This window comes from Streptomyces venezuelae ATCC 10712, assembly GCF_008639165.1.
Taxonomy (GTDB): Bacteria; Actinomycetota; Actinomycetes; order Streptomycetales; family Streptomycetaceae; genus Streptomyces; species Streptomyces venezuelae.
This window is the reverse complement of record NZ_CP029197.1, coordinates 2,388,540-2,415,006: the sequence shown is the minus strand read 5'-3', so window position 1 is coordinate 2,415,006 and position 26,467 is coordinate 2,388,540. Positions and strand designations below refer to the sequence as shown.

Annotated in this window: 21 protein-coding genes and 1 pseudogene; 13 read left to right on the top strand and 9 right to left on the bottom strand. The window is 73.5% G+C overall.

Annotated elements, in window-relative coordinates; all coding sequences use genetic code 11:
* The first annotated feature begins 120 nt into the window (after nt 1-120).
* From DEJ43_RS11070 to DEJ43_RS11055, 4 genes are all read left to right on the top strand, one after another.
* The gene (locus DEJ43_RS11070; protein WP_015033439.1) at nt 121-3,540 is read left to right on the top strand and encodes an AfsR/SARP family transcriptional regulator; all 3,420 of its coding nucleotides are present in this window, start codon (nt 121-123) and stop codon (nt 3,538-3,540) included.
* Between the two features lie 46 nt (nt 3,541-3,586).
* Nucleotides 3,587-4,033 (top strand): GNAT family N-acetyltransferase, encoded by a 447-nt coding sequence (locus tag DEJ43_RS11065; protein WP_015033438.1) that lies wholly within the window; start codon nt 3,587-3,589, stop codon nt 4,031-4,033.
* A gap of 89 nt (nt 4,034-4,122) precedes the next feature.
* Nucleotides 4,123-5,319 carry an MFS transporter gene (locus tag DEJ43_RS11060; protein WP_051026045.1) on the top strand — a complete coding sequence of 399 codons (1,197 nt, stop codon included), beginning with the start codon at nt 4,123-4,125 and terminating at the stop codon, nt 5,317-5,319.
* Between the two features lie 153 nt (nt 5,320-5,472).
* A complete protein-coding gene (locus DEJ43_RS11055; protein ID WP_015033436.1) occupies nt 5,473-9,156 on the top strand; it encodes a S8 family serine peptidase in 3,684 nt (1,227 codons plus the stop codon).
* A 66-nt stretch (nt 9,157-9,222) separates the two neighbouring features.
* Here the strand turns inward: DEJ43_RS11055 and DEJ43_RS11050 are convergent, their stop codons facing one another.
* From DEJ43_RS11050 to mreB, 4 genes are all read right to left on the bottom strand, one after another.
* On the bottom strand, nt 9,223-10,671 hold the full coding sequence (locus tag DEJ43_RS11050) for an acyl-CoA synthetase (protein ID WP_015033435.1): 1,449 nt from the start codon (nt 10,669-10,671) through the stop codon (nt 9,223-9,225).
* Nucleotides 10,672-10,730: 59 nt separating this feature from the next.
* A complete protein-coding gene (locus DEJ43_RS11045) occupies nt 10,731-11,915 on the bottom strand; it encodes a nitrate/nitrite transporter (RefSeq protein WP_106433835.1) in 1,185 nt (394 codons plus the stop codon).
* A 138-nt stretch (nt 11,916-12,053) separates the two neighbouring features.
* A complete protein-coding gene (locus DEJ43_RS11040) occupies nt 12,054-13,610 on the bottom strand; it encodes a GAF domain-containing protein (protein ID WP_015033433.1) in 1,557 nt (518 codons plus the stop codon).
* 67 nt (nt 13,611-13,677) lie between these two features.
* A complete protein-coding gene (mreB, locus tag DEJ43_RS11035; RefSeq protein WP_015033432.1) occupies nt 13,678-14,739 on the bottom strand; it encodes a rod shape-determining protein in 1,062 nt (353 codons plus the stop codon).
* A gap of 255 nt (nt 14,740-14,994) precedes the next feature.
* Between mreB and DEJ43_RS11030 the strand changes: the two genes are divergently transcribed.
* A complete protein-coding gene (locus DEJ43_RS11030; RefSeq protein ID WP_015033431.1) occupies nt 14,995-15,891 on the top strand; it encodes an SCO2400 family protein in 897 nt (298 codons plus the stop codon).
* Nucleotides 15,892-15,919: 28 nt separating this feature from the next.
* On the opposite strand, the gene DEJ43_RS11025 is transcribed toward DEJ43_RS11030, so the two are convergent.
* Nucleotides 15,920-16,369, bottom strand: a complete 450-nt coding sequence (locus DEJ43_RS11025; protein WP_015033430.1) for a MarR family winged helix-turn-helix transcriptional regulator — start codon at nt 16,367-16,369, stop codon at nt 15,920-15,922.
* A 105-nt stretch (nt 16,370-16,474) separates the two neighbouring features.
* On the opposite strand from DEJ43_RS11025, the gene DEJ43_RS11020 reads away from it, so the two are divergent.
* From DEJ43_RS11020 to DEJ43_RS11000, 5 genes are all read left to right on the top strand, one after another.
* Nucleotides 16,475-17,494 carry an NADP-dependent oxidoreductase gene (locus DEJ43_RS11020; protein ID WP_015033429.1) on the top strand — a complete coding sequence of 340 codons (1,020 nt, stop codon included), beginning with the start codon at nt 16,475-16,477 and terminating at the stop codon, nt 17,492-17,494.
* A 64-nt stretch (nt 17,495-17,558) separates the two neighbouring features.
* Nucleotides 17,559-17,984 (top strand): organic hydroperoxide resistance protein, encoded by a 426-nt coding sequence (locus tag DEJ43_RS11015; RefSeq protein WP_041662357.1) that lies wholly within the window; start codon nt 17,559-17,561, stop codon nt 17,982-17,984.
* Between the two features lie 103 nt (nt 17,985-18,087).
* On the top strand, nt 18,088-18,927 hold the full coding sequence (locus DEJ43_RS11010) for an EI24 domain-containing protein (RefSeq protein WP_015033427.1): 840 nt from the start codon (nt 18,088-18,090) through the stop codon (nt 18,925-18,927).
* A gap of 14 nt (nt 18,928-18,941) precedes the next feature.
* Entirely contained in the window at nt 18,942-19,772 is an 831-nt protein-coding gene (locus DEJ43_RS11005; RefSeq protein WP_015033426.1) for a pectate lyase, read from the top strand.
* 121 nt (nt 19,773-19,893) lie between these two features.
* Nucleotides 19,894-20,097, top strand: a complete 204-nt coding sequence (locus DEJ43_RS11000; RefSeq protein ID WP_015033425.1) for a transposase — start codon at nt 19,894-19,896, stop codon at nt 20,095-20,097.
* Nucleotides 20,098-20,112: 15 nt separating this feature from the next.
* Here the strand turns inward: DEJ43_RS11000 and DEJ43_RS10995 are convergent, their stop codons facing one another.
* A complete protein-coding gene (locus tag DEJ43_RS10995; protein ID WP_015033424.1) occupies nt 20,113-20,502 on the bottom strand; it encodes a helix-turn-helix transcriptional regulator in 390 nt (129 codons plus the stop codon).
* A 111-nt stretch (nt 20,503-20,613) separates the two neighbouring features.
* Here DEJ43_RS10995 and DEJ43_RS10990 point away from each other — a divergent pair, with 111 nt between their 5' ends.
* Both DEJ43_RS10990 and DEJ43_RS10985 read left to right on the top strand, forming a co-directional pair.
* Nucleotides 20,614-21,042 carry an STAS domain-containing protein gene (locus DEJ43_RS10990; RefSeq protein ID WP_015033423.1) on the top strand — a complete coding sequence of 143 codons (429 nt, stop codon included), beginning with the start codon at nt 20,614-20,616 and terminating at the stop codon, nt 21,040-21,042.
* A gap of 53 nt (nt 21,043-21,095) precedes the next feature.
* A pseudogene (locus DEJ43_RS10985) lies at nt 21,096-21,443 on the top strand (IS5 family transposase); the annotation flags it as partial.
* Between the two features lie 157 nt (nt 21,444-21,600).
* Here the strand turns inward: DEJ43_RS10985 and DEJ43_RS10980 are convergent.
* Nucleotides 21,601-22,563: a LysR family transcriptional regulator gene (locus DEJ43_RS10980; RefSeq protein ID WP_041662355.1), complete on the bottom strand. Its 963-nt coding sequence runs from the start codon at nt 22,561-22,563 to the stop codon at nt 21,601-21,603.
* A gap of 158 nt (nt 22,564-22,721) precedes the next feature.
* Here DEJ43_RS10980 and DEJ43_RS10975 point away from each other — a divergent pair, with 158 nt between their 5' ends.
* On the top strand, nt 22,722-24,908 hold the full coding sequence (locus tag DEJ43_RS10975; RefSeq protein WP_233447941.1) for a M4 family metallopeptidase: 2,187 nt from the start codon (nt 22,722-22,724) through the stop codon (nt 24,906-24,908).
* Between the two features lie 97 nt (nt 24,909-25,005).
* Here DEJ43_RS10975 and DEJ43_RS10970 read toward each other — a convergent pair whose 3' ends face one another.
* Together DEJ43_RS10970 and DEJ43_RS10965 are read right to left on the bottom strand one after the other, a co-directional pair.
* Nucleotides 25,006-25,719 (bottom strand): carbon-nitrogen hydrolase family protein, encoded by a 714-nt coding sequence (locus tag DEJ43_RS10970; RefSeq protein ID WP_015033419.1) that lies wholly within the window; start codon nt 25,717-25,719, stop codon nt 25,006-25,008.
* On the bottom strand, nt 25,716-26,306 hold the full coding sequence (locus DEJ43_RS10965) for a TetR/AcrR family transcriptional regulator (RefSeq protein ID WP_015033418.1): 591 nt from the start codon (nt 26,304-26,306) through the stop codon (nt 25,716-25,718). The genes DEJ43_RS10970 and DEJ43_RS10965 overlap by 4 nt, the downstream gene beginning before the upstream one ends.
* Nucleotides 26,307-26,467: the final 161 nt, after the last annotated feature.

Sequence of the window (26,467 nt, the reverse complement as noted above, 5' to 3'; positions counted from 1 at the left end):
GGTGGTCCGTGTGCCGTTTCCTGCTGACGGGGACGACTCTGGCGGCCGGCTGTTCGGGTCCGGCTCGGGTTCTGTTCGGGCCGCGTTCGGGCCGCGTTCGGGCCGGGTTACGGTGGCCGCATGCGATTCGCGGTGCTGGGGGAGACGGCCGTACGGACCGAGGACGGCACGCTCGTCCGGGTCCCGGAGCGCAAGGTGCGGGCCCTGCTCGCCGCGCTCCTCGCCGACGCGGGACGGCCGGTGGCCGCGTTCCGGCTCGTCGACGACCTCTGGGGCGAGGAACCGCCCGGCAACCCCCTGCGGGCCCTCCAGGCCAAGGTCTCCCAGCTGCGCCGCGCCCTGGACGAGGCCGAGCCCGGCGGACGCGGCCTCGTCGTCACCCAGGCGCCCGGCTACCTCCTCGCCGTACCCGAAGGCGCGCTGGACGTCCATGAGTTCACCCGGCTCGCGGCCCTCGCCCGGGAGACGCCCGAGCCCCGGGCCCGGGCCGCGGCGCTCCGCGAGGCGCTCGGCCTGTGGCGGGGCCCGGCCTTCGCCGAGTTCGCGGAGGAGCCGTTCGCGCGGGCCGCGGCGGACCGCCTGGAGGAGGAACGGCTCGTCGTTCAGGAGGCCCTGGCCGAGGCACGCCTGGAAGCCGGCGAACAGGACGTGCTCGCCGGGGAGCTGGCGGAGCTCGTCGCCCGGCACCCGCTGCGCGAACGGCTCAGGGCCGTACAGCTGCGCGCCCTGTACCGGGCGGGACGGCAGAGCGAGGCGCTCGCCGGGTACGAGGAGCTGCGCGCCCTCCTCGCCGACGAGCTCGGACTCGACCCGAGCCCCGAACTGACCGCGCTGCACGCGGCGATGCTCCGCCAGGACGCCTCGCTCTCGCCGCCGCCGGCCCCCGCGCCCGCCGGAGCCCCCGCCCCCGCCGGAGCCCCCGCGCCCGCCGGAGTCCTCGCCCCCGCCGGAGTCCCGGCGCCCCGGCCGGACCCCGCCCCCGCTGCCGCCGGAGCCCCGGCGCCCCGGCCGGCCGCCGACGGCGGCCCCCCGCGCGGCAACCTCCTCGCGCCGCTCACCGGGATCGTCGGCCGGGAGGCGGCCGTCGCCGAGGTGTGCGGACTCCTCACCGAACGCCGGCTCGTCACCCTCACCGGCCCCGGCGGCGTCGGGAAGACCCGGCTCGCCGTCGAGGCGGCGGGGCGGCTGCGCGAGGAGTTCGCCGACGGGGTGTGGCTGGTCGAGTTCGCCGGCGCGCGCGGCGAACTCGCCGAGGTCGTCGCCGCCGCGCTCGAACTCCGCGACGACGGGGTGTGGGGGCTGCGGCCCGAGGGCGAACGGGCCCTCACCACGGCCGAGCGCCTCGCCGAGGTGCTGCGCGGCAGACGCGCGCTGCTCGTCCTCGACAACTGCGAGCACGTCGTCGACGAGGCGGCCACGCTCACCGAGCTGCTGCTGCGCACCGCGCCCGGCCTCGTCGTCCTGACGACCAGCCAGGAGCCGCTCGCGCTCGCCGGCGAGACGCTCCGGGCGGTGGAGCCGCTGGACGACGACGGGGCGTTCGAGCTGTTCACGGCGCGGGCGGCCGCGTCCGCGCCGGGGTTCGGGGCGGGCGCCGGGCTCGACCCCGCCGAGCGGGAGGCGGTACGGGCCGTCTGCCGCTGCCTCGACGGCATCCCGCTCGCCCTGGAACTCGCGGCGACGCGCGTCCGTGCCCTCGGTGTGCACGGGCTGCTCGCCCGGCTCGACGACCGCTTCCGGCTGCTCGACCGGGGCCTGCGCGGCGCGCCCGCCCGGCAGCAGACCCTGCGGGCGGTCATCGACTGGAGCTGGGAACTCCTGACCGAACCGGAACGAACGGTCCTGCGCCGCCTCGCCGTCCACGCGGAGGGCTGCTCACTGCGGGCGGCGGAGGAGGTCTGCGCGGACGACCCCACCACCGGGTCCGGGCCGGAGGGCGCCCTCCCGGGTGCGGCGCGCGTGCTCCCGGGGGACGTGTTCGGGCTGCTCGCGCGGCTCGTCGACCGGTCGCTCGTCGTGGCCGTCGACGGGGCGGACGGGCCGCGCTACCGGCTTCTGGAGTCCGTCGCCGCCTACTGCCTCGAACGGCTGGCGGAGGCCGGTGAGACGGAGGCCGTACGGGAACGCCACCTGGTCCACCACCTGCGGCTCGCCGAGGAGGCCGGGCCCGCGCTCCGTGGCGCGGACCAGCGCCGGAGCCTCGCCCGGCTCGACGCCGAGACGCCGAACCTGCGCGCCGCCCTGGACCGGGCGCTGGCCGCGCCCGGCGTCGGGCGGAACGCCGAGGCGGCGCTCCGGCTCGTCGACGCGCTCGCCTGGTACTGGGTCATGCGCGGCCGGCTGGGCGAGGCCCTGCGCTCGGCGACGGCGGCGCTGCGGCCGGTCGCCCCGCAGGACCCGGCCCGGCCCGAACCGGCCGCGCTCCGGGCCCGCGTGGAGGTCTGGCGTACCGGGATCTCCGTCATGGGCGGCGACGGCACGGACCGGCGGCAGCGGATCGCGCGGGCGCTCACCGCGTACGACGAGGCGGAGCCCGGTCGCCCGGCGGAACGCGCCTGGGCGCGCTGGTTCCTCGCCCACGCGCTCTGCGGGACGGGCAGCCAGAGCGAGGGCGGCGAGCTCACGGGGCAGGCCCTCGACGGCGCCCGCGCGCACGGCGACCGCTGGGTGGAGGCGGCGGCGCTCGCGGACCGCTCGGTGCAGCGGCTGCTCGCCGGGGACGTGGCGGGCGCGGAGGTGGACGCGGCGCGGTCGGACGCGCTGTTCGCGGAGGTCGGCGACGCCTGTTCGCGGCTGTGGTCGGTGTATCCGCTGGCGGCGGTCGCGGAGATCCACGGCGCGTACGAGCGGGCGGACCGGCTCCAGCGGGCGGGGCTGGCGGCGGCGGAGGGCTTCGGCCTGACGACCGCGGTGCCGGACCTGCTGGCCGGGATCGGGCGTACCGCGCTGCTGCGGGGGGAGCCGGCCGAGGCGCGGGCGTACCACGAGGCGGCGCGGGAGCGGGCGGTGGAGGCCGGCTTCCGCGCGGGCGAGATCAACGCGGTGCTCGGGCTCGGCCTGGGGGCCCGCCGCGAGGGCCTGTTCGAGGAGGCCGAGGGGCACATGCGGGAGGTGCTCGACTGGCACCGGGCGGTGGGCCTCGACTCGGCGAACGCCCTGATCCTGGCCGAGCTGGGCTTCTCGGCCCTGGCGCGCGGCGATGTGGTGGGCGCGGCGAAGCTCCAGGAGGAGGGCTATGGCACGGCGGTGGCCTCGGGCGACCCGCGGGCGGTCGCCCTCGCCCTGGAGGGCCTGGCCTCGGCCCGGGCGGGCGCGGGCCGTGCGGAGGGCGCCGCCCTCCTCCTGGGCGCCGCGTCCGCCCTCCGCGCCTCGACGGGCGCCCCCTTGCCCCCGGCGGAGCGCGGGGACGTCGACGCGACGGAACGCACGGTCCGCACCGGCCTGGACCCGGCCGCGTTCACGGCGGCCTTCACCCGGGGCACGACCCTGACGCCCGAGGCCGCGGTGGCGGAGGCGGCGCTGTCCGCCGAAGCCCCTTGACCAAAACGTAAGGATCAACTGCCCTATCCACCCCTATACTCGCCCCATGTCCGAGTTCACCGTCCGGCGTGCCGTCGCCGAGGATTCCAAGCGGCTCACCCGGCTCGTCCGGTCCTCCCGCGCCTATCGGGGCGACTACGGGGCCATGGTCGAGGGGTACCAGGTCGGTGGCGCGTACATCGAGCACCACCCCGTGTTCGTCGCCGTCGACGCGAGCGACCGCGTGCTCGGGTTCTACGCCCTGCTCCTCGACGAGGCCGAGCTCGACCTCGCGTTCGTCGCCGACAGCGCCCAGGGTCTCGGCATCGGACGGCTGCTCATGGAGCACATGACCGGGCAGGCCAGGGCCGCCGGGCTCACCGCCGTGCGGGTCGTCGCGCATCCGCCCGCCGAGGAGTTCTACCTGCGTACCGGCGCCGTCCGCACCGGGACCGTCCCGGCCGCCGGGCGCATCCACTGGGACCGCCCCGAGCTCCGGTACGACATCGCGTGACCGCCACGGAGCCCCAGCCCCAGTCACAGCATCAGCCCCCTGAGCCCCGGCGCGCCGAGCGCCGCAGGCTCTTCGCCGACCTCACCCCGCTGCGGACCTCCGCCGACTACCGCCGCCTCTGGTTCGGGAGCACCGTCTCCTGGGTCGGGCAGGGCATGACGGCGCTCGCCGTCTCGCTCCAGGTGTACGACATCACCCGCTCGCCCTTCGCCGTCGGGCTCGTCGGCCTGTTCTCGCTCGTCCCGCTGGTCGTCTTCGGCCTGTACGGCGGTGCCATCGCCGACACCGTCGACCGCCGCAAGCTCGGCCTGTTCAGCGCCTGCGGCTCCGCCGCGCTGTCGATCGCGCTCGCCACCGCCGCGTTCGCCGGCTTCCACCGTGTCTGGTTCCTGTACGCCGTCGTCGCCCTCCAGGCCGTGTGCGCCGCGCTCAACGCGCCCGCCCGCTCCTCGATGATCCCCCGGCTGCTGCCGCCCGAGCAGCTGCGCGCCGCCAACGCGCTGAACTCGATGGTCACCACCTTCGGCACGCTCGTCGGCCCCAGCCTCGGCGGCCTGATCGTCGGTCTCGCCGGCTACCAGACGGCGTACCTCGTGGACGCCGTCGCCTTCTCCGCGAGCCTGTACGCGATGTGGCGGCTGCCGGCGATGCTGCCGGACCGCACGGGGAGCAAGAGGGCCTCCGTCCTCGACGGGCTGCGGTTCCTCGCCACCCGCCCCAACCTGCGCATGACGTTCCTCTCGGACTTCTGCGCCATGATCCTCGCCCACCCCCGCGCCCTGTTCCCCGCCGTCGCCGTCCTCTGGTACGGCGGGGACGCCAGGACGACCGGACTCCTCGTCGCCGCGCCCGCGTTCGGCGCGCTGCTCGGCGGCGTACTGTCCGGCTGGCAGGGCCGCATCCGCCACCACGGGCAGGCGATCCTGATCGCCGTCGCCTCCTGGGGCACCGCCATCGCCGTCTTCGGACTCACCCGGAACCTGTGGCTGGGGCTGCTCCTGCTCGCCCTCGCCGGGTACTCCGACACCGTCTCGATGATCTTCCGGAACACGATGATGCAGGTCGCGGCCCCGGACGAGATGCGCGGCCGGCTCCAGGGCGTCTTCATCGTGGTGGTCGCCGGCGGGCCCCGGCTCGGGGACTTCCTCGCGGGCTCGATCGCCGACCTGACCTCGCCCGCCGTCGCCGTCACCGGCGGCGGAATCGCCTGCGTCGTGGCGGTCGGCGCCCTCGCCGTGTACGCGCGCGGTTTCCGCCGGTACGACGCCCTCGACCCGACTCCGTGAGCAATTCTCCCCGAAAGGCCGTTCCTGTTCTGGCGGTTCGCCGCCACGGCGCATAACCGCCAGGAACGACCGGAGTCAATCCCCCTCCACTGGCCAAGACTCCCCCCGGCACCCGGAAAACCCCCTACCCCGGGTCCGCGAGGAGTTCGCACGATGACGTCGAGGACCACACCCTTCGACAGGGGGAGAGCCGCGCTGATCGCCGCGGGCGTCTCCCTCGTGATGCTCTCGACAGGGCAGACCGCCGCCGCCGGGACCACCACATCCGCCGTACCGGACACCTTCAAGGCGACGGCGAGCACCACCGTCACCCTCGTCACCGGCGACCGCGTCACCCTCACGGACCTCGGCGGCGGCCGGAAGACCGTCACCGTCGACCGGGCCGAGGGCGCCACCGGCGCGATACGCAGCCGGATCGACGACGGCCGGGTCACCGTCGTCCCCGACGAGGCCCGCCCCTACCTGGACTCCGGCGCGCTCGACCCGCGGCTCTTCGACGTCACCGGCCTAGTCGAACAGGGCGTCACCGGCGAGCTCCCGCTCATCGTCACCTACGGCGGCAAGACCGCCAGGACCGCCGCCGCGGCCCCCCGCGGCGCCGAGACCGTCCGCCCGCTGCCCAGCATCGGCGGGGCCGCCGTCACCGCCACCGACCCCGCCTCCTTCTGGCGCGGTTTCACCGCCGCCCCGACCGCCCGGGCCGCCGCCCCCGCCAAGGTCTGGCTCGACGGGCGGGTCAAGGCCGCGATGGCCGAGTCCAACGCCCAGATCGGCACCCCGAAGGCCTGGGAGGCGGGGCTCACCGGCAAGGGCGTGAAGGTCGCGGTCCTCGACACCGGCGCCGACCTCGCCCACCCCGACCTCGCGGGCCGGGTCACCGAGTCCAAGTCGTTCATCGCCGGCCAGGAGGTCGCCGACCGCAACGGCCACGGCACCCACGTCGCCTCCACCGTCGGCGGCAGCGGTGCCGGCTCCGACGGCAAGGAGAAGGGCGTCGCCCCCGGCGCCACCCTCGCCGTGGGCAAGGTCCTCAGCGACGAGGGCAGCGGCTCCGAGTCGGAGATCATCGCCGGCATGGAGTGGGCCGCCAAGGACATCGACGCGAAGATCGTCTCGATGAGCCTCGGCTCCCGTGAACCGAGCGACGGCACCGACCCGATGGCCCTGGCCGTCAACACCCTCACCGCCGAGACCGGCGCCCTCTTCGTCATCGCCGCCGGCAACTCCGGCTACCCCGGCTCCATCGGCTCGCCCGGCGCCGCCGACTCCGCGCTCACCATCGGCGCCGTCGACTCCGCCGACGAGGCCGCCTACTTCACCAGCCAGGGCCCCCGCTACGGCGACCAGGCCCTCAAGCCCGACCTGTCGGCGCCCGGCGTGGACATCCTCGCCGCCCGCTCCCAACTGCTCCCCGGCAGCGGCCTCTACACCTCCATGAGCGGTACGTCGATGGCGACCCCGCACGTCGCCGGTGTCGCCGCGCTGCTTGCCGAGCGGCACCCCGACTGGACCGGCGCCCAGCTCAAGGACGCGCTGATGTCCTCGTCGAAGACGCTCGACGCCTCCTCGTACGCGCTCGGCTCCGGCCGGGTCGACGTGGCCGCCGCGATCGCCGCGAACGTCACCGCGACCGGCTCCGCCGACCTCGGCTTCGTCGCCTGGCCGTACGCGTCGAGCAAGCCGGTCACGAAGACCGTCACCTACACCAACTCCTCCGACGCGCCGGTCGAGCTGAACCTGGCCGTCGAGGGCATGCCGGCCGGCGTCGCCGCCCTCGCCGACACCACCCTCACCGTCCCCGCCCACGGGACCGCGAGCACCACCGTCACCGGTGACGGCACGAAGGCCCCCGTCGGCCAGTCCTCCGGCCGGATCACCGCCACCGCCGCCGGCACCGTCGTCGCGCACACCGCGCTCGGCCTGGTCAAGGAGGAGGAGCGCTACACCCTCACCGTCCACGTCAAGGACCGCGACGGCGCCCCCACCCCCGCCCACCTCGGCGTGAAGCAGCTCGCCGAGGACACCGACCCCTTCCCGGCCGCGGTCGGCGACTCCGGCACCCTCGAACTCCGCCTGCAGCCCGGCACGTACACCGTCGACACCTTCCTCGACGTACGCGGCTCCCACGGCGAGGACTCCCTCGGCCTCGGCTTCCTCACCGCGCCGGAGATCACCCTCGACCGTGACCGCGAGATCACCCTCGACGGACGGCAGCTGCGTGAGATCCGCGCCGAGGTCGACCGGCGCACCGAGACCCGCCAGCTCCTGATGGAGTTCGACCGGAAGGCCAACGGCGCCTCCTACGGCGGCGCCGTCCAGGTCCCGCCGATGTACGACTCGATCTTCGCGGCGCCCACCGCCAAGCCCGCCACCGGCACCTTCGAGTACCGGACGGTCTGGCGCCTCGGCAAGCCGATGCTGGAGACGAGCGTCGACGGTTCCCGCCTCTCCGGGGCCACCCCGCAGGCCGGCGCCACCCTCCTGGAGGGCCGCCACCGCCTCGGCCTCGTCGACGCGGGCACCGGAACACCCGCCGAGTACACCGGCAGGAACGTCACCGGCAAGGCCGTCCTCGTCCGGCTGACGGAGGGCGCCGACCCGGCGCAGGTCGCCCAGACCGCCCAGGACGCGGGCGCCAAGGCCCTGTTCGTCACCGACGACCGGCCCGGCCGCCTGATGGAATGGTTCGGCACCGCCGACTACCAGGACCGGCCGCTCGCCGTCGCCACCGTCAACGCCGCCGACGCCCGGCGCCTCGCCGCCGGCGCCGCCCGCGGCAAGCGCGTCGACCTGACCGGCACCCGCTTCACCCCCTTCACGTACGACCTCTCCGAGGGCCACCCCGGCGCCATCGGCAAGGACCTGGTCTTCCGGCCCGACGAGGACGAACTCGCCACCGTCCGCTCCACCTTCCACGCGCCCACCAAGCGCGCCGAACTGGGCGGCGAGTTCCGCTACTCGATCACCGACACCTTCCCGATCGGCTTCGGCTTCAAGGAGTGGATCTCCTTCCCGGCCGAGCGCACCGAGTACGTCTCCACCGGCACCGGCCAGCGCTGGCACGAGTCCGTCGACCTCGGCGAGTCGCTCGAGGAGCGCGGCGGCCAGTCCGTGTACCGGGGCGGCAGCCGGGTGGACCTCGACTGGTTCGGTCCCGTCTGGCACCCCTGGCTGGGCACCGGCCTCGGCTGGGGCCAGCAGCGCACCGGCAACGACCTGCGCTTCAACACCCCCGGCTGGGGCGACTCCGGCAACGACCACACCGGCTTCGGCAACGTGTGGAGCGACGACTCGATGACCCAGTACACCGAGGTGTACGTCAACGGCACCCGCGTCGACCGCAAGACGAGCTCCGGCGCCTACGCCTGGGACGCGCCGGCCGAAGAGGCCGCGTACAAGGTCGTCACCGACACCACGCTCGACCCGGCGCGCTGGCGGCTCGCGACCAAGGGCCACAGCGAGTGGACCTTCCGCTCCGCCGAGACCCCCCACGACAAGATCACCTATCTGCCGATGCTCAACCTCGGCTTCGACGTGGACACCGACATCAACGGTGACGTCCGCGCCGGGAGCAGGCTGCCCGTCGGGATCTCCGCCGAGTACGTGAAGGGCGCCACCGGCACCGGCAGCATCGGCACCGGCACCCTGGAGGTCTCCTACGACGAGGGCAGGACCTGGACGAAGGTCGCCCTCAAGAAGGCGCGGCACGGCGCCGCCTGGGACGGCGAGCTGCGCGTCCCGTCCGGCGCGGACTCCGTCTCGCTGCGGGCCGGGGCGAGCGACGACCGGGGCGGCTCGGTGACGCAGGAACTGATCCGCGCGGTGGGCGTGAAGTAGCCACCGGAACACGGAAGGCCCGGGCCCCCTCCCGCGCACGGCGGGAGGGGGCCCGGCGCGTCCCGCTCAACCCGCCCCGGGCAGCGCCTTCTTGAGGATCTTCCCCATCTCGTTACGGGGCAGGGCATCGAGGTACCGCACCGACCGGGGCCGCTTGTGCGGGGCGAGGAGACGGGCCACGTGGTCGGCGAGCTCGGCGTCCGACGGAGGCTTCTCCGCGTCCTCGGGGACGACCCAGGCCACGATCCGCTCGCCCAGATCCGGATCGGGCTCGCCGGTGACGGCCGCCTCCCGCACGCCCGGGTGGTCGAGCAGCGCGTTCTCGATCTCACCCGCGCCGATCTTGTAGCCGCCGCTCTTGATCAGATCGGTCGCCTTGCGGCCCACCAGACGGACCGTGCCGTCCGCCTCCAGGACCGCCATGTCGCCGGTCCGGAACCAGTCGCCGTCGAGCGCGGCGGCCGTCGCGTCCGGCCGGTTGAGATAGCCCGAGAACAGCTGCGGACCGCGCACCTGCACCTCGCCGACCGTCTCCCCGTCCAGCCCCGCGAGGACGGAACCGTCCTCGTCGACGAGCCGCAGCTCCACCCCCGCCAGCGGGACGCCGACCGTCCCGGGGCGCGGCTCACCGCCCGGCAGGACGCTGGTGTTCATGAGCGTCTCCGTCATCCCGTACCGCTCGACGACCGTCCGGCCCGTCGCCGCCGCGATCCGCTCGTGATCGTGGACCGGCAGCGCCGCCGACCCGGAGACGAGCAGCCGGGCCCGCCGCAGCGCCGCGGCAAGCCCGGCGTCCCCGGCGAGCGCGTCCGCGAGACGGTGGTACATCGTCGGCACGCCGAACAGCATGGTGCCGCCGCCCGCGCCGCCCAGCTCCCGCGCCACCCCCTCCACCGAGAACGCCCCCAGGTGCCGGACCTCGCCGCCGCGCCGCAGCGGCCCCAGGACACCCAGGATCAGACCGTGCACGTGGAACAGCGGCAGCGCGTGCACCAGGACGTCGTCCGCCGTCCACGACCAGGCTTCGGCGAGGGCGTCGAGAGACGCGGCGATCGCCCGCCGGGAGAGCAGGACGCCCTTCGGCGGGCCGGTGGTGCCCGAGGTGTAGACGATCAGGGCCGTCGACTCGGCGTCGGCGGGCTCGACGACGGGCGGGCCGACGGCGCCGAGATCCACCGCGATCCGGGGGAGCCCGGCGAGGCCGGCGGGCAGCACGTCGTCGGGCCCCGTGAGCACCGCCGACGGCTTGCTGTCCCCGAGGATGTGCGCGAGCTCCCGCTCGCCGGTGCGCGGATTCAGCGGTACGGCGGGGACGCCCGCGAGCAGGGCGCCGACGACGGCGACGGCCGTGTGCGCGGTGGGCGCCGCCCACACGGCGACCCGCCCCGCGTCCCCGATCCGCGCCGCGAGCGCCCGGGCGGCCCGCGCGAGCTCCTCGTACGTCAGGGTGTCCGTGCCGCAGCGCAGCGCGGGCCGGTCGGAAGGGGCCGCAAGGGCCGGGAAGAGCGCACTCACCGGTCGTACTCCTCGGGTCGGGTCGAGAGCGAGGGTTCCGGGAGGCATTCTGCCGTCCGTCAGGGACGGCCCGCCGTGACCTTCGCCGCCTCGGGCGCCGGGTCCTCGCCCTCCGGCCGGACGCCCCGCATCCGGCCCCAGGCGTACACGCACCCCGCCAGCGCCAGGTCCGACAGCAGCATGAAACCGATCGAGTACGAGTCCTTCGCGCTGTAGATCGCGCCCATCACCAGCGGCGGCAGGAACCCGCCGAGCCCGCCCATCGCGCCCACGATGCCCGTCACGCTGCCGACCTTCGCCTGGGGAGTGACCTGCGAGACCAGGGCGAAGACCGAGCCGCTGGCCGTGCCGAGCCCGGCGGCCATGATGAGCAGGGCGATCGTGCCGCCGGGGTTCAGCGGCGGGTCGAAGGCCTGCACGATGGCGAGCAGCGCGACGACGCCGAGCGCGACGGCGGTGACGAGGGCGGGGTGGATCCGGTCGGAGAGCCAGCCGCCGATCGGCCGGAAGACGACGGTGACGAGGGCGAATCCGGCCGCCTTGGTGCCCGCGTCCGTCGGGTCGAGTTCGTACCAGGTCTTGAGGTACGTGGGCAGGTAGACGCCGAACGCGACGATGCCGCCGAACCCGATCGCGTACAGCGCCGACAGCTCCCAGGTCACCCGCAGCCGCCCGGCCGCGCCGAGCCGTGTCGCGAGCGAGGCGGTGGGGACGGGCCGGTCGGGCCGGTCGGTGATCAGGAAGGTGGCGAGCACCGCGTACGCCGCGAGTGCGATCGCGACCACGATGAACGGCAGGTTCTCGCCGTGCTTGGCGATGCGCGGGGTGAAGTAGCCGGAGAGCGCCACGCCTCCCATGCCCATGCCGAACACGCCGAGGGCGAGTCCGCGCTTCTCCGGCGGGAACCAGGAGTTGACGAGGGGGATGCCGATCGCGAAGGTCGTGCCGCCGAGGCCGAGGAGGAAGCCGACGACGAGCATCAGGCCGTAGCTGTCCTTGACCACGATGAGCAGCAGCACGGGGATGATCGTCAGCGCCGAGACGAGCGGGAACATCAGCTTCGCGCCGTACCGGTCGGTGAGCGCGCCGGCCGGGACCCGGCCGACGGAGCCGACGAGGACGGGCACCGCCACGAGGAGCGACTGCTGGAACGAACTGAGTTCCAGCCGGTCGCCGTACCAGCTGGCGAGGGGTGCGATGAGGTCCCACGCCCAGAAGGTGAGCGCGAAGCCGATGGTGGCCATCACCAGGTTGCGGTAGGCCGCCGCGGTCGGGGGCTTGGTCTCGGTGTCCACGCCTTCAGTCAAGATCGGGGCGGGGTGCGCGGCGCGCGGGGCTGCTCCGTACGGGTGCCCGGTGTCGCCGACGGTTCGCGGACCCGGTCAGGTCGGCCACGTCACCACCGTCGGTGGCGTCCCGTCGTCCGTGACCCGCAGGTGCGCGCCGCCGCCGTCCCCGGCCGACACCTCGACGGTGATCGCGCCGATCCCCGGCCGCCGGTGCGCCGCCGCGAGCGCCCCGCGCAGCGCGCCGAGGAGCCGGCCGGCGGTCTCCTCGTCGACGAGGGTGTCGACGGCGCCGGAGAAGTGCACGGACGGCTGGAAGCCGAGCAGGACCGCGGCGCCGCCGGTCTCCCGCAGCACCTTCCCGCGGAAGGAGGTCGGCGCGTCGGCCGGTGGCTGCTGGAGGGCGAAGATGGTGGTGCGGACCTCCTGGATCGTGGAGTCCAGCTCGTCGACGGCCCGGCCGAGCAGCGCGCTGTCGTCGGAGGACTCGCCGGCCCGCCGCCGGGTGGACTCCAGCATCATCTCGGTGGCGAACAGCCGCTGGACGACCAGGTCGTGCAGGTCGCGCGCGATCCGGTCGCGGTCCTCGAAGACGGCGAGCCGTTCCCTGTCGTGCCGGGCGTCCGCGAGGACCAGGGCCAGGGCCGCCTGCGAGGCGAACTGGGAGGCGAGCAGCCGGTCGACCGCCGTGTACGGGGCGTCGCCGCGCCGCCGGGGGAGGGCGAGGGTGCCGATGAGTTTTCCGCCGCTCTGCAGCGGCAGCATCATCGACGGGCCGAACCGGGTGCGGACATGGGTGGTCATCCGGGGGTCGTTCGCCGAGTCCTCGATGAAGACGGGCTCGCCGCCGAGGAGTTGGACGAGGACGGCGGAGCCGGGGGCGATCGTCGTGCCGACCAGGTCGCCGGGGTCGTCGGTGGTCGAGGCGGCGACGATCTCCATGCCGCCCTCGGTGGTGGGCTGGAGGACCACCCCGGCGGAGGCGCCGGAGAGGATGCGGGCCTGTTCGGCGACGGTCATCAGGGCGTTCTCGGCGGAGGCGCCGGTGAGCAGGGCGGTGGTCACCGCGGCCGCGCCCTCGATCCAGCGTTCCCGCTGCCGGGCGGTCTCGTACAGCCGGGCGTTGCCGATGGCGATGCCGGCCTGGGAGGCGAGGACCCGGAGCAGGGACAGGTCCTCCTCGGTGAAGCCGCCGGGTTTCTCGGTGAGGTACAGATTGCCGAAGACCTCGGTGTGGACCCGGATGGGGACGCCGAGGAAGCTGTGCATCTCGGGGTGTCCCGCGGGCACGCCGGAGGAGCGCGGGTCGGCCGTCAGGTCGTCGAGGCGCAGCGGCTGCGGGTCCTGGATGAGGACGCCGAGCAGCCCGGTGTGGCCGTCGGGGAGGCGGCCCGCGCGCTGCCGCTCCTCGTCGGTCATGCCGGAGGTGAGGAGTTCGGTGATGCGGCGGCGCTCGGGGTCGACGACCCCGAGCGCGCCGTAGCGGGCCCCGGTGAGTTCGGTGGCGGAGTCCACGATGTGCTGGAGGGTGGCGCGGAGTTCGAGGTCCGTGCCGACGCTGAGGACGGCTTCGAGCAGCATCGGCAGCCGGGGCGCGTCCTCGTCCTCGGCGGTGCCGTCGCGCTCGTCCCTGTCCTCATCCATGATCGTCATGGTCTCATTGTCGTACGAATCATGAGCTTTCGCCGGGAGTGTCCGATGGGCCGGACGCCCGGGCGGCTCAGTCCTCGTCCGCCGACGGGTTCCGCTCCGAGAGCGGGTCGAGGACCATCGGCTGGACCTTGCCCTCCAGCATCGCGCCGAGGCCCAGGACCGCGCACACGTCCGGCCGTTCGGCGATGTGCACCGGCATGCCGGTCGCCTCGCGCAGCATCTGGTCGAGGCCCGGCAGCAGGGCGCTGCCGCCGACCATCATGATCCCGCGGTCGGCGAGGTCGGCCACCAGGTCGGGCGGGCAGTCCCGCAGCACCTTCCCGATGCCGTCGAGGACGGCGGTCAGCGGGGTGTGGATCGCCTCCCGCACGGCGGCGGTGTCGACGGTGACCGAGCGGGCCAGGCCGGTGGCGACGTCACGGCCGTGGATCTCGGTCCAGGCCGGGCCCTGCGGCGTCAGCCCGTTCCCGCTGAGGGCGAGTTGGAGGGGGCGTACCGACTGGCTTGGCAGCATCAGCTCGTGGTGGTGGCGCAGGTGCTGGATGACGGCGTGGTCGATGGCGTCGCCGCCGACCGGCATCCGCTCGGCCGTGACGATCGAGCCGAGCGACAGCACCGCGACCTGGGTGGTCGCCGCCCCGCACACCAGGATCATGGTCGCGGTGGGCTGTTCGACCGGGAGCCCGCAGCCGACGGCGGCCGCGATGAGGGTGTCGACCAGCTCGACCCGGCGGGCGCCGAGACCGACGAGGGTCTCCACGGCGGCGCGCTGGGCGAGCGGGTCGCTGTCGTGCGGGGTGCAGGCGGCGGCGCGCAGCCGGGGCTTGCGGCGCAGCTGGCGGCGGAGCTTCTCGCCGAGGAGGTGGCGGAGCATGCGCTGCGCCATCTCGATGTCGACGACCGTGCCGCCGGAGACGGGGCGGACGACCCGGATGTAGTCGGGGGTGCGGCCGGTCATCTTCTCGGCCAGCGCGCCGACGGCGATCAGCGCTCCGGTACGGGTGTTGACGGCGGCGACGCTCGGCTCGTCGACGACGAGTCCGGCGCCCTTGACGAAGACCCGGGTGCGGGCGGCACCCAGGTCGACGGCGACATGGCAACGACGCAGCTGATCAAGGCTGACGGTCACGGCGGATCCTCCGGAGTGCGGTGCTGGCACGGGCGAGGTGGGGTCGCGGGTAGCGCGGTCCTGTTGGCATCGTCCGGCCGTCCGGGGCGCGGCGCGCGCTGGGCTGAGCCGCCCGGGGCCCGGCCCGCGCGGCCCGGCAGTACGTACCGAAGCGGGAGAATCACGGCGCACCGCCGCCGACCTGCGCTTTCCTCACAGGATCCTCACGTCTGCGCCTACCTGTGGCCGTACCGCGCCGCATAGCCTGCGGGCCCCATGGACTACTGCCACGCGTGCCGGCGGCATCTCAACGGGGCCCTCGCCTGTGCCGGGTGCGGGACTCCCGTCGAGGAACTGCGGTACGAGACCCCCCACATACCCGTCCAGCCGGTCCAGTCCTACGCGCCGGCGTACGGCGCCGTGCCGCGGCGGCCGGAGCCCGCCGCCGAGGCCGAGGCCGAGGCCGGGCCCGGTCGTGAGCCGGCGCCCGCGCCCGAGCACGTCTACGAGCTGGACGTCCTCGAACCGCCCCGCCCGCCCGCGGGAGGCCGCCGGGCCGCCCGGGGCCGCTCCGCCGCGCGCAAGGGCAGGCGGGGGAGGAGCCGCCGGGGCCGAACGGTCCTGGTGGGGACGCTGGGGCTGGTGATGGCGGCCGGGGCGCTGAGTCTGGCCCGGCTGGCGGTGGAGGACACGGACGCGCCGGGGGCCGCGACGGCGGTGGAGGAGCTGGAGGTCGACGCGACCCCGCTGCCCCCGGACCCCGTCCCGACCACCGCGGAGGCCACGGACGGCGCGAGCCCGTCCCCCGTCACGGCCACCCCGACGCGCCCGCGCCAGGTGAGCGCCGACGCGGGCACCCCGACGGGCAAGGGCTCGGGAGGCGGGTCGGGGTCGGGATCGGGATCGGGGGCAGGCTCCGGCTCGGGTACGGGTACGGGCTCCGGCTCCGGTACGGGCACGGGTGACGGCTCCTCCCCGCCGCCGGCCCCCACCGCCCCGACGGCCACGCCGGACGGGCCCACGGTGACCCCTTCGGCCACGGACGGCGGCGGTACGACCCCGCCCGCCCCGCCGACACCCACCGGCCCCGCCCCGACGGCCACGGGCCCGACGCCGAGCACGACGCCCTCACCGAGCCAGACCTGCACCTGGTTCCTCTGGTGGTGCGTCTAGGACGGACCCCGGGGCTGCCCGCGGGACCTCAGCCCTGGGCCGGGCCGGTCACGTCCTCGCCCAGCATCCGCTTGAGCAGGTCCCGCAGGAGGGTGCGCTCGGTCTCGGTCAGCTCGCCGAGCGGCTCGCGGGCGAAGTTCAGGGATTCGCGCAGGCGGCGGGCGGTCTCGCGGCCCTCCTCCGTGGCGGCCGCCAGCTTCACCCGGCGGTCCGCCGGGTCCGGGCGGCGCTCGGCCAGGCCCCGGGCCTCCAGGCGGTCGACGATGCCGGTGATGTTGGACGGCTCGCACTTCAGCTTCTGGGCGATGTGCCGCATCGGCAGAGGGTCGAGGGAGAGCAGGCCGAGGACGCGGGCCTGGGCGCCGGTCAGCGCGTGCTGCGCGGCCGCCTGCTCGTACTCCTCGTAGTAGCGCGCCACGACCGTGCCGATCAGCTCGACGACTTCGAGGGTCAGGGGGTCCGTGCGTGAGGTGGCCATGGGCCTCATCCTACCCGGATACTTGACAACATAAAATATCCAGGTGCATGGTTGTTTCAGGTAGTGAACATTTTGTGATCAGAAGCTTTTCTGGAGGCCGTGCTCATGTCCGTACTTCCCGCGTCCAGCCGTGAGTGGCACCTCGTCGCCCGCCCGCACGGCTGGCCGACCCCCGCCGACTTCGCCCTGCGCGAGACCCCGGTCACCGAGCCCGCCGAGGGCCGCATCCTGGTGCGCAACCTGCACTTCTCCGTCGACCCGTACATGCGCGGCCGGATGAACGACGTGAAGTCGTACATCCCCCCGTTCAAGCTCGACCACCCCATGGACGGCGGCGCGGTCGGCGAGGTCGTCGCCTCCAACGCCGAGGGCTTCGCCGTCGGCGACCACGTCCTGCACGGCCTCGGCTGGCGCGAGTACGCCGACGTCCCGGCCCAGCACGCCACCAAGGTCGACCCGGCGCTCGCCCCCCTCTCCGCCTACCTCGGCGTCCTCGGCATGACCGGCCTCACCGCCTACGCCGGCCTCTTCGAGGTCGCCTCCTTCAAGGAGGGCGACGCGGTCTTCGTCTCCGGCGCCGCCGGGGCCGTCGGCAGCCAGGTCGGCCAGATGGCGCGGCTCAAGGGCGCCTCCCGGGTGATCGGCTCCGCCGGCTCGGACGAGAAGGTCAAGTTCCTCGTCGAGGAGCTCGGCTTCGACGCCGCCTTCAACTACAAGAACGGCCCGGTCAAGGACCAGCTCCGCGAGGCCGCCCCGGACGGCATCGACGTCTACTTCGACAACGTCGGCGGCGACCACCTCGAAGCCGCGATCTCCTCGCTCAACGTGCACGGCCGCGCCACCATCTGCGGCATGATCGCCCAGTACAACGACACCGAGCCGGTCGCAGGACCGCGCAACATGGCGATGATCATCGGCAAGCGGCTGCGCCTCCAGGGCGTCCTCGTCGGCGACCACTACGGCCTCCAGCAGCAGTTCGTCCAGGAGGTCGGCGGCTGGCTCGGCTCCGGCGAGCTGAAGCACCGGGAGACCTTCGTCGAGGGCATCGAGAACGGCGTCGACGCCTTCCTCGGACTGCTCCGCGGTGACAACACCGGAAAGATGATCGTCTCGGCGACCCGTTAGTCTTCCCTCAGCCGTCGCGATCGTGGGCGCGAGTCGCGGCGAACCCATGAAGGAAGTACCTCGCATGTCGATCCAGCACTCCGACGTCCTCTACACCGCCGTCGCCACCGCCGAGAACGGGCGCGACGGCCGGGTCGCCACCGACGACGGCAAGCTCGACCTCGTCGTCAACCCGCCCAAGGCCATGGGCGGCTCCGGCGAGGGCACCAACCCCGAGCAGCTCTTCGCGGCGGGCTACAGCGCCTGCTTCCAGGGCGCGCTCGGCGTGGTCGCCCGTAACGAGAACGCCGACATCTCCGGCTCGACGGTCACCGCCGAGGTCGGCATCGGCAAGAACGACGACGGCTTCGGCATCATCGTCAAGATCTCGGCGACCATCCCGAACCTGGACGCCGAGACCGCGAAGAGCCTGATCGAGAAGGCCCACCAGGTCTGCCCGTACTCCAAGGCGACCCGCGGCAACATCACGGTCGAGCTGCTCGCCGTCTGATCCGGCGACGCACCACAGACCCGAGGACCGCACCCCGACCGCCGTCGGGGTGCGGTCCTCGCCCGTATCCGGACACGAACGGGCCCCCGATAGGGTGACCCCCATGCGTGATCTCGGGGTGGGTTTCGGTTTCCTGCTACAGGGCCAGAAGTGGGTGGGCCGGCACGGACGGTGGTTCGGATTCGGGCTGCTGCCCGGACTGGTCACCCTCGTGCTGTACGCGGGCGCCCTCGTCGGCCTCGGCTACGGGGCCGACGACCTGACCGCCTGGGCGACCCCGTTCGCCGACGACTGGACCTCGCCCTGGCTCGGCATCTTCCGCGGCACCCTGACCGCGCTGGTCTTCGCCTTCGGGCTGTTCCTCGCGGTCATCACCTTCACCGCCGTGACCCTGCTCGTCGGCCAGCCCTTCTACGAGTCGCTCTCCGAAGAGGTCGACCGCAGCGAGGGCGGCGACGTGCCCGAGTCCGGGCTGCCGCTCTGGCGCGAACTGTGGATCTCCGCCCGGGACAGCCTGCGCGTCCTGCTGCGGGTCGCCTGCTACGGCATCCTCCTCTTCGCCTGCGGGTTCATCCCGGTGATCGGCCAGACCGTCGTGCCCGCCGTGGGCTTCTGCGTCTCGGGCTTCTTCCTCGCCGAGGAGCTGACGGCCGTCGCCTTCCAGCGCCGGGGCGTCGAGCTCAAGGAGCGGCTGGTGCTGCTCCGCGGGCGCCGGATGGCCGTCCTGGGCTTCGGCGTTCCGCTGACCCTCGCCTTCCTGGTGCCCTTCGTCGCCGTCTTCCTGATGCCGGGAGCCGTCGCCGGGGCCACCCTGATGGCCCGTGAGCTCGGCGGCGAGACGGCCGGCGGCGACCGCGACGACGACTCCGGGGAAAACGATCACCCGGGCGGCAACCTTCCTTCCTCCGGCGGCGACCAGGGGGTGCACCACCTCCCCCACTGAAGGAATGAGCAACCATGACGTCATCGTCACCGTCCCACCGGCGCAAGACCGCCCGCCGCCGCGCGGTCATCGGCGGTCTGAGCGCCCTCGGCATCACCGGCGCGGCCGTCGTCACCACCACCCTGCTCGCCCCGGCCGGCGCCGCGAGCGCCCTGCCCGCCTGGCCGCAGGCGAACGGCAGCAAGCCCGTCCCCGCGTCCATCGAGGTCTCGGGCAGCTACGACGGCAAGCTCCAGCGCTTCTACGGCACCGGTGAGCTCGGCTCCGACGGCCAGGACGAGGACCAGCCGCCGGTCTTCGTCCTCAAGGACGGAGCGGTCCTCAAGAACGTGATCATCGGCTCCCCGGCCGCCGACGGGGTGCACTGCCTGGGCAGCTGCACCCTGCAGAACGTCTGGTGGGAGAACGTCGGCGAGGACGCCGCCACCTTCAAGGGCACCTCGGCCTCCTCCGTGTACGCGGTGTACGGCGGCGGCGCGAAGAGCGCGTCCGACAAGGTCTTCCAGTTCAACGGCGCGGGCAAGCTGGTCGTGACCAAGTTCCAGGTCGCCGACTTCGGCAAGCTCGTCCGCTCCTGCGGCAACTGCAAGAAGCAGTACCCCCGCACGATCCTGGTCAACGACGTGGACATCACCACGCCCGGGAAGTCGATCGTCGGCGTGAACGCCAACTACGGCGACACCGCGTCCCTGCGCAACGTCCGCGTCCACGGCGACACCAAGAAGAAGATCAAGCCGTGCACCCGCTTCACCGGCAACAACACCGGCAAGGAGCCCACGGAGATCGGCACCGGACCGGACGGCACCACCTGCCGGTACGCGGCCACCGACATCACGTACGACTAGGAGCTGTCCGGTCGATCATGAGCTGAGCCGGTTGCCGGCTGATGCCGCCGCTGTCGATGCGATGGTTACGTGGTGAGGGGCCGGTATCTGTCGGTACCGGCCCCTCAGGAAGCCCGTCAGCGTGGCCGCCGACAAGGCGTACAGCAACGGGCCGTGCCGCGACTACCTGCGCAGACGCGACATCCGGCATACGATCCCGGAGAAGACCGACAGCCGCAACAAGCTCAAGCACGCTCGCGCGGTCGCGACTCGGTACGACAAACGCGGCTACGTCTACCTCGGTACCGTCACCTTCGTGGCCCTCGCCATCTGGCTCCGTACATGATCGGCAGGACAGCTCCTAGCCGGCGACCGGCTGCTGCTGCGTGTTGGCCTGGGGGGCGGCGACGTGCTGCTGGGGGTCGGCCTGCTGTTGGGCGGCGGTCCGCTCCGTCTCGCTGTGGACGAGCAGGGACAGGAGGGAGGCCAGCGGAAGGTTGGCTTCCGCGGGATGACGCAGCGCCTTGCCCGGCGCTATGCGGTACGTGTTCGTCCGCCCCTCCCGCGTATGGGAGAGATAGCCGTCCTGTTCGAGGTCGGCGATGATCCGCGACACGGCCCGCTCGGTCAGCCGGCAGCGGGCGGCGATGTCACGGATGCGGGCGTTCGGATTGTCCGCAATAGAAGCCAGGACGCGGGCGTGGTTCGTGATGAACGTCCATCCGGTGTGGGACTCAGGAGCTTCCAGCATGGTCCCGCATTCTACGTGACCCGGTTTGCCGGAACGGAAAAGCATGACATAGTTTTCCTGCATTCGACGTCGCTTCCCCCTCGCGCGAGGGGCGCCGGAGGGAGTACACGCATGCCCTGGGACGATGCTGCCATCATCGATCTCCCGTCCAGGTCCGAAGGCGAGCCGCCGGCGGTGGAGCGAGCCGAGGGCGCGGCGCCGCGCCCGGCCCAGGACACGACGCCGCAGAACGCGGTCCTCCGGTACGAATACCGCGGGGCACAGGTCGTCGAGGCCCAGGGCGAGTACGACCTCCACTCCGTCGGGCCCCTGGCCGACGCGCTGTGGAGGGCGGTCGAGACGCACCCGATGGTGATTCTGGACGCCTCCCGGATCACCTTCGCGGACTCGTCCGCCCTGAACCTGATGCTCCTCGTCCACCGGACAGGAAAGCTGCGCGTGACGGCGCCGTCAGCGCAGGTCCAGCGCCTGTGCGCGATCACCGGCGCCGACGGCGTCCTCCAGATCCGGGACACGATCGCCGACGCCGTCGCCGGCTAGGACTTGTCCGGCCGATCATGCGGCTACTGCGCAGCCGTGTCGTTGATGTGGGCATGGGGCGGGGTGACCTGACGGATGCCGAGGGGGAACGGCTGCGGCCGTTCCTGCCGGTCAGCAGGGGGCGTTGGGGCCGGTGGCGGAACCACCGGCAGGTGATCGACGGCATTCGGCACCGGGTACGGACCGGCGTGCAGGGGCGTGACCTGCCCGCAAGGTTCGGGCCGTGGAAGACGGTCTACGAACGCCACCGCCTGTGGTCGGCGGACGGTACCTGGGAGCGTCTGCTCCAGCAGGTCCAGGCCGCGGCCGACGCCGCAGGCGAGATCGACTGGGACGTCTCGGTCGACTCCACCCTCGTGCGGGCCCATCAACACGCCACCGATGCCCGCACCGAATCGCCGCCGGCCCTCGCTTCAAAGGGGGCCGAAGGGCCAGAACACGTCTACTTGGGCACTGCCACCGCCGCGGCTCTCGCCATCTGGCTCCGCACATGATCGGCCGGACAAGTCCTAGTCGCCCGCCGCCCGCCGGCCCGCGGCACCCGGTCCTCCCTGCGGCTCAGCCCTCGAGGACCGGGTGCAGCTCCGGCCGGGCCTCCCACCACTCCCGGTAGAAGGCGTTGTTGCCGACGTTCGCCAGATAGGCGTGCACGGCCGCCCGGTACAGCAGCTCCGCGTGCCGGGCGGGCACCGCCGCCCGGTTCCAGGCGAGCCGGATGCGCCCCAGGACCGGGTCGCCCTCCAGCGGGCGCAGGACCGTTCCCTCGGCGTACGGGGCGGTCGGCTGGCTCATCGAGATCGCCCGGCCCGAGGCGATCAGGTCGTAGTGCATCTTCCGGTCGGCCACCCGGTGCCGCAGCGCGGGCGTGAACCCGGCCTTGGCGCAGGCGGCGACCAGCGCCTCGGGCCCGCCGTCGTCGTCCTCCACCAGCGTCATCCAGGACTCGTCCGCCAGCTCGGCCAGGGCGATCCGTTCCTTCCCGGCCAGCGGGTGCGCCGCCGAAAGCCGCACACAGAACGGCTCCTTGGCGACCAGGGTCCGGGCCGAGGCGCCCTCCGGCAGCGCCACCTCGTGCTCGTTCACCTCGCCGTACAGCACCGCGTCGTACCGTCCGGCGCCCAGCTGACGGGTCAGGGTGGTGGCCGAGTGCTCCACCGTGACCGCGATGTCCCTGCCCGCCATCACCCGCTCCAGCTGCCCGAGCAGCCCGTCGACCAGGACGAGCAGGATGCAGCCGAGGCGCAGCGGGGTGTGCGGGGCGACGGCCCGCGCCCCGGCGGCCAGCGCGTCCATCTCGCCGAGCACGAGACGCGCCTTGGAGAGCACGAACTCGCCCAGCGGCGTGGGCTCCACGCCGTGCCGTCCCCGGGTGAACAGCTCACCGCCCGCGACCCGTTCGATGCGGCGGAGCTGGGCGGAGAGCGCCGGCTGAGAGACCCCGAGCCGCACGGCCGCGCGCCCCAGACTGCCCGCTTCCGCTATCCGGCAGACGGCCTCGAGATGCCTCAACTCCAGCTGCATTTCGGCAGCGTACGCAGCACCGGGCGGCCGCACCATAACCCGCGTCTTATGTCGGATGAGATGTCCCGAACTCGCCATGTCCACGCTCATACTCGGCGCGACGATCCGTCTCCCCCACCGCGATCCGCACCGCGATCCCCACCCCGATCGGAGCAGACGTGCACCCCAGCAGACTCACGGCGGCCGTGGCCGCCCTGGCGCTCTCGGCGAGCCTCGCGACCGCCCTCGCCGGCACCGCCGCCGCGGCCCCGCAGGCGCAGCCCGTACCCCCGGGCCAGGGCAGGTCCCTCGCGCTCGCCGCCGCCGACGGCGCCGCCGCGAGCGGCCTCGACGAACTGCGGCACGGCGCCGACGAGGAGCTCGTCCGGACGTCCGTCACCCCCTGGGCCAACGGCCTGTACTTCGCCTCGTACGAGCGCTCCTACCGGGGCCTCCCCGTCGTCGGCGGCGACGCGGTCGTCGTCTCCGACAGCGCGGGCAAGGTCCGCGAGGTCACCGGTGCCGCCGCGCCCGTCATCAAGGTCTCCACCCGGGCGAAGGTGACCGCGGCCGCCGCCCTCGCCACCGCCCGGAAGCAGCTCGCCTCGGTCGAGAGCGCGAGCGCCCCCGAACTGACCGTGCTCCTCAAGGGCGGCAAGGCCGTCCTCACCTGGCGCACCCTGGTGATCGGCCGGACCGCGCAGAACGCCCCGAGCTCCCTCGACACCTACGTCGACGCGCACACCGGCTCCGTCGCCCGGGCCACCGACAAGATCCTGCACGCCGAAGGCCGCGGATACCACAACGGCAACGTCACCATCGACACCGCCGCGAGCTCCATGACCGATACCAGCCGCGGCTCCTTCAAGTGCGGCGGACAGAACGGCAGCGCCTACACCGGCTCCTCGCCGTGGGGCAACAACGGCGCCAACGACCTGGTGACCGCCTGCGTCGACATCATGTACGCGGCGCAGAAGGAACACTCCATGCTCAAGGAGTGGTTCGGCTACAACGGCCAGAACGGTCAGGGCGGCATGGTGCCGGCCCGCGCCGGACTCGGTGAGGTCAACGCGTACTACGACGGCACGAAGACGACCTACGGGCGGGCCCAGACCGGCTCGAACCAGCTCACCGCCATCGACGTCGTGGCCCACGAGTACGGCCACGAGATCTTCGACCGGACGCCCGGCAGCGCCGGCTCCTCCAACGAGAACGGCGGGCTCAACGAGTCCACCGGCGACATCTTCGGCGCGCTCACCGAGCACTACGCCAACAACCCGAACGACACCCCGGACTACACCGTCGGCGAGGAGGTCAACTTCTTCGGCGACGGCAAGCCGATCCGCAACATGTACAACCCCTCGCTCGTCGGCGGCGACCCCAACTGCTACCCCCAGCTGAACTCGGGCACCGAGGTGCACGCGGCGGCCGGACCGCAGAACCACTGGTTCTACCTGCTCGCCGAGGGCTCCAACCCGGGCGGCGGCAAGCCCAACAGCCCCATATGTTCCGGCGGTCCGTCCTCCGTCACCGGCATCGGCATCCAGAAGGCCGGCAAGATCTTCATGGGCGCCCTGCTCATGAAGACCTCCTCCTGGAACCACCTCGCCGCCCGCCGGGCGACGCTGACCAGCGCCAAGAACACCTACGGCAGCGTCGAGTGCAACGCCGTGAAGGCGGCCTGGAACGCGATCGGCGTCCCCGCCCAGTCCGGTGAGACCGACTGCGGCGGCACCACCACCCCGGACTTCTCGCTCGCCCTGAACCCGTCCTCGGGCTCGGTCCAGGCGGGTGCCTCCGTCACCTCCACGGTGAACACCAGCACCACCGGCGGCAGCGCGCAGACCGTCCAGCTCTCCGCGAGCGGCGCCCCGAGCGGGGTCACCGTCTCCTTCAGCCCGAGCTCGGTGACCTCCGGCTCCTCGTCCACGATGACCGTGCAGGTCGCGGCGGGCACGGCCAACGGAACCTACCCGATCACCGTCACCGGCACGGGCTCCGTCACCCACACCGTCACGTACCAGCTGTCGGTGGGCACCACGACCCCGCCCACCGGCTGCGCCAACTCCGAGCACACCTACCAGGGCAGCCTGACCTCCGGCCAGACCGCGGTCCAGCCGGACGGCTCGTACTACTACTCGGCGACCTCGGGCACCCACGTGGGCTGCCTGCGCGGCCCGGCCGGCAAGGACTACGACCTCTACCTGCAGAAGTGGAACGGGTCGGGTTGGGTGGACGTGGCCGTCGGCGGCACGGCGTCGGCCGACGAGGACACCAGCTACTACGGCACCGCGGGCTACTACCGGTACATCGTCCACGCGTACAGCGGCTCCGGCGCGTACACGCTGGGCCTGAGCGCCCCGTAACGGGGGCGGGAAGGGGCGCCGTCACGGACCGGGGGTTCCGTGACGGCGCCCGCCCACGTCGGCGCCCGCCCGTCGACCCGCGTCCGCCCGCCCGTGCTCAGCCCACCTCGGCGAGCACGAACCCCGGTTCCGTGCCGCCCGCGTCCGCGATCCGGCGGCCGTCCGGGCCCCAGGCCCCGGCGCCGCCGACGGCCACGCCGTCCTCGTTCGCCCCGAGCGCGTTGCCGAGCACCACCGTCAGGCCGTGGTCCCGGGCCCGTACCGGATACACCTTCTCGAACGAGTCGTTGTCCGCCGACAGCACCGAACTCGCCAGGTACACCGCGCAGTCGTCGGCGGCGGCCCGCTCGGCCAGCTCGGGGAAGCGGTTGTCGTAACAGGTGGCCAGGGCGAACCGGACCCCGTCGAGCGTGAACCGCCCGTCGGCGCCGCCCGGCGCGAAGACCTCCCGCTCGATCCCGTACAGGTGCTGCTTGTCGTAGCGGGCGAGGAGCCCGCCGTCCGGGCCGACGACCAGCGAGGTGACGGCGGCCCGGCCGTCCGCCGTCCGCACCGGCCCGTTGACGACGGCCGCCGCCGAGACCGCGCGGCAGGCCTCCCGCACCGGTTCGAGCCGGGGGTCGTCCTCGGTGAGCACCAGCGCGGGGGTGTCCCGGATCAGGGACGGCTCGTACCCGCTGAGGCAGAGCTCGGCGAACACGACCACCCGGGCGCCCGCCGCCCCGGCGGCCCTAACCAGGCCGGCGACGGTCTCCCCGTTGGCGGCGATGTCCCCGGCGACCGGGGCGAACTGTGCGGCTGCGACGATCATGAGCCCATCATCCCCGGCCGCGGACCGTCGCCGTGCAGCAGGTGCAGGAAGTCGCGGAAGGCGGCCGGCATGTCGACGGCCGCGGGATCCAGGAGCCACTGGTACTGGAGGCCGTCCATCACCGCCGTCAGGAGCGGGGCCGCCCGCTCCGGGGTGAGGCCGCTCGGCAGCCGCTCCCCGTACTCAAGGCGCAGCACCTGCGCCATGCTCGAACGGACCTGGGCGTACCGCTCGGTGAAGAAGGCGCGCGCCGGGTGCTCGTCCGTGACGCTCTCGCCGAGCAGCGCGGAGAAGGTCTGCACGATGCCGGGCCGCATCGCGTTGTACTCGACGAGGGATTCCAGCAGGTCGAGCCGCCACCCCGCGCGGTCGCGGCCGCCGCTCGTGTCCCAGCGGTCGCGCTCCTCCAGGACCGCGACGAGGAGCGCCTCCTTCGTCGGGAAGTAGTGCAGCAGTCCCTGCTGGGTGAGGCCGACGCGCTCGGCGACGGAGCCGAGGGTGGCGCCCCGGTAGCCGCGCTCGGCGATCACCTCCAGGGCGGCGCGGAGGATGTCCGCCCGCCGTTCCTCGCTCCTGGCCCGCACCATCGCCGTGGCCCCCTCACCGCTCGTCCGCCTGTCCGCCGCCTACGGGAGGACCGTACCTCCCGGAAAAGTAACAGAATAATAACGTCACCTACCGGTCTACAGGTAGGTGGGTGCACGATGGGGCCATCGGGGTCACCAGTACGTCAACGAGGAGGTACGGC